The organism is Prevotella sp. MGM1, from assembly GCF_002933775.1.
GTDB lineage: Bacteria > Bacteroidota > Bacteroidia > Bacteroidales > Bacteroidaceae > Prevotella.
In genome coordinates, this window is record NZ_BEWV01000002.1 from 1 (window position 1) to 3,752 (window position 3,752).

General features: G+C 53.5%; 3 protein-coding genes. All 3 read right to left on the reverse strand.

The window, feature by feature from the left end:
• Positions 1-8 precede the first annotated feature (8 nt).
• The gene (locus tag MoGM_RS00010; protein WP_104368231.1) at positions 9-1,355 is read right to left on the reverse strand and encodes an MATE family efflux transporter; all 1,347 of its coding nucleotides are present in this window, start codon (positions 1,353-1,355) and stop codon (positions 9-11) included.
• Between the two features lie 739 nt (positions 1,356-2,094).
• A complete protein-coding gene (locus MoGM_RS00015) occupies positions 2,095-2,286 on the reverse strand; it encodes a hypothetical protein (RefSeq protein ID WP_104368229.1) in 192 nt (63 codons plus the stop codon).
• 225 nt (positions 2,287-2,511) lie between these two features.
• Positions 2,512-3,752, reverse strand: a 1,241-nt coding sequence (locus tag MoGM_RS00020; protein ID WP_104368230.1) for a sigma-54 dependent transcriptional regulator, incomplete at its 5' end; no start/stop codon positions are given.

Consider the following 3,752-nt stretch of genomic DNA (forward strand, 5'->3'; position numbering starts at 1 on the left):
GTGGATTATCAGCCCTCGATCCCGCGTACTTCCCTGCGGTATATCAAATAATACAGCACTCCCGCACAGGTGAGACACACAGGAAAGGCATACCACAATCCCACAAGACCATAGCCCATACGGATACCGAGCCACCAACTGAGAGGCAGGGAGACCACGAAATAGGAGAAGAAGGCGGCATACATCATCGGCCGCACGCACGACATGCCGCGAAGGGCGTTGGCAAAGGTACACTGCAAACCGTCGCCAAACTGATATAGTATGAGCGGGATAATGGTATGGGATACCAGCAGGCACACTTCGGCACTGTCGTTGAACCACAGGCTCACCGTGCCGCGCAGAAGAAAAATCGGAACCGCCACCACCGAAGCCACAAGCAAAATCATACGGAAACCGGCCGACGCGGTGGCTCTGATGGCCGGCGTGTCGCCCTGCCCGTGGAAATAACTGACACGCACCGACACGGCGGCGGCAAGACCGTAGTATACCATGAAGAACAGTTGAGATACGGTGAGCATGATCTGGTGGGCGGCGAGAGACACCATGCCCATCCACCCCACGAAGATGGCAGTCAGCGAGAAAGCGGCAGTCTCCATGCCCATCTGCAACGCTATGGGCCATCCGAGAGCGTTGAGACGGCGGAACACCGCGCCGTCGAAACCCGAACGGCGGAAACCGTCGCCATAGATGCGGTAGCGGCGGGCACGGAAAAACAACACGGCGAAGACGGCACACATTATAATGCGCGAAGCCATCGTGGATATTCCGGCGCCGAGCAGTCCCATCTCGGGAAATCCTAACGCGCCATATATAAGCATATAGTTGCCCGAGATGTTGAGCACATTGCCTCCGATGAGCACATACATAGGCGTGGTGGTATCGCCGATAGCGTCGTAAAACTGCTTGAAAGTGTTCTGCCAGCAGACAAACGGCAGCGATATGATGTTCACAAGCAGATACGGGCGCATCAAAGGTATCAGTTCTTCGGGCTGTCCGAGACGGTCGAGACAGACATACAGAGCTGCCACCACAGCGAGCATGAGCGCGGCGAGCATGGTGTTGGCAGCCATCGCCGTGCGCATCACCCCTCCAATCTTGCCTGTCTCACCTCGCCCCACAAGATTTCCTACCACCGGAGTGAGACCGTATGAGAAACCGAGGGCAAAAATAATGACGAGCACCAGCAGAGTGTTTATAAAACTGGCCGCCGCCAGTTCCACCGTGCTGTGATGTCCTATCATTAGTGTGTCGGCAAAGTTGAGAACGATCGTCCCTATCTGTCCGATGATTATCGGCACGCCGAGATTAAGCAACGCGGTATAATGGCCGTGGCGAATGTTGGATGATTGTTTCATAATAGTTTTATAAGAAAGTGCAAAGTTAGCGAAAATCCGGTAAACAAACGTGCTCTGCAGTGAAGAGTTTGGAAATATGAAGTGCGTGAGTGTGATTGCCTTCCGTTCCAGAAAGTATCGTACCAGCCGTAAACGGGCTTTCCGGCGATAAATCCCTTTACCGCTCTGATCCATGAAAAAATATCCTCCGGCTTCACAAAGAGCATCCATTTGCTCTCTCAAAAATCCTCTTTTACATATTAAGAAAATATCATACAAAACGCTCTTCATATCTCGCCCGTTTAAAAATAAAAGCACAAAGACCGGGAATAAGCGGATTATGGGCCGCTTTCCGCAACCACCTGCGCGTCAGCTTAATACACCCACCATACCTACATCCCCTACCAAACCTACCACACATACCCTTCCGATTTTTTCCATTCAGCGTCCCGTTGCCTTCCATTTAGACGCTGAACGCAAGCCAACGGGATGCCGAACGCGACGCGATTAGCAACCAAACGCACTCCAACGGGTGTCCCGTTGCGGAAAAAACAGCTTTTCGCCATCCGGCGAAAGTCGGCGTATCGCATCGCATATAGTGGTGAGTATCGTATTCGTTTTCTATCTTGACGAGAAACAAAGTGTTAAATCCGTGACTTTATCATTACAAAACAAAGAGAGAGAGCGCATACCCAAACATGGGCGCCACTCTCTCGTCATGAATCAAAAAAGACTTATTTAGTGATACTAACGTTCACTGTCAATTTGCGACTGCTGTCGTGTCGGCCGGCTGGGCGGTCGGTGCGGGCTGTGCCGGAGCCACTGTATCTGTCACTACTGTTGAGTCGGAAGCTACAACATCATTTACATTCACCTGAGACTGACTTGCGAAAGCGCCACTTACTGAAACTAATGCCAAGGCTGCGATAGCCATTACTGAAAACTTCTTCATAATCGTTATATTTTTATTGTTAGTTAATGAAATTAATGTTCACACCAATAGATGTGCAACAGGCGTGCCAGAAAAACGAACAGACAATATAACCTTCTGATTTTCAGTGGAAAACAAATTAAAACCGGGATTTTTCGAAATATGTGAAAGTGTGGAATCATGTGTGGACAGTGTGGAAAAATTCCACAACCGGCTGTGGAACGGCCTCCACAACCCGAGAACATATCACCGGTTCATACCATACTTATCCATCTTGTTATAAAGCGTCTTGCGGTCTATCCCGAGCTGCCGGGCAGCGAGACTCTTGTTGCCGCCGGCATATTGCAGCGCGGCTTTTATCCGCTCAAGCTCCGAACCGGCATCGTGCAACGGCCGCACATTAGCTACCGTCACGGGAACGACAATATCAAGGTCGGCCGCCGTTATCCTGTTGCCGCGCGCAAGGAGCACGGCACGCTTGATGGTGTTTTTCATTTCACGCAGGTTTCCGGGCCATGTATGGCGCGTTAGCTTCTCGGAGGCCGATGCGTCAAACCCTTCCACATTACGGTCAAGTTCCTCGTTGGCCTGCCTCATGAACAGGTCGGCAAACAGAAGAAGGTCCGCTCCACGGTCTTTCAGCTCCGGCATGGCTATGGTGAACTCGTTGATGCGGTGATACAGGTCTTCACGGAACGTGCCCGCAGCAACGGCCTCGGACAGATTCTCGTTTGTGGCACACACCAGACGGATGTCTACCTCGGTCTCGGCGGCAGAGCCTACAGGGCGCACACGACGCTCCTGGATGGCCCGGAGCAACTGTACCTGCACGTCGTAGCTAAGGTTTCCCACCTCGTCGAGAAAGAGCGTGCCGCCAGAAGCCTCTACAAAAGCGCCGCGCTTGTCGGTCACGGCTCCGGTGAACGCCCCCTTCACATGACCGAAAAACTCGGATGCGGCAACATCCCTTGGCACCGCTCCGCAGTCTATCGCCACGAAAGGCCCCGCCGAACGGCGGCTGCCGTTGTGTATCCGGCGGGCAACATGCTCCTTACCTGTTCCGCTGGCACCGAGTATGAGCACCGACATAGGCGTGGGGGCCACGAGAGAAACATAGTCGTACAGCCGGCGCGATGCCTCGCTCGTGCCATCAAGATACTGAGGCACCGACGAAGCCGGCATGTCAGCGGCAGCACCGTGGCGCTTATCCGCCGGCAAAGCGGCAGGCCGTCCGACTGACGCACCACTGTCTGTAGCGGCGGCGGAAGCCATGGCGTCTTCGATCTTTTGTAGAAGAATATCCGGCTGCACGGGTTTGGCTATATAGTCGCTCGCTCCAGACTTCATTGCCAGCACGGCGTTTTGCACCTCGGCATAGCTCGTCATCACGATAAACGGCTGTCGCAATCCCCGCTTTCGCATCTGCCCGAGCAGTTCGAGACCGTCATGGTCGGGCAGACGGAGGTCAGACAGCACAACGTCCACAC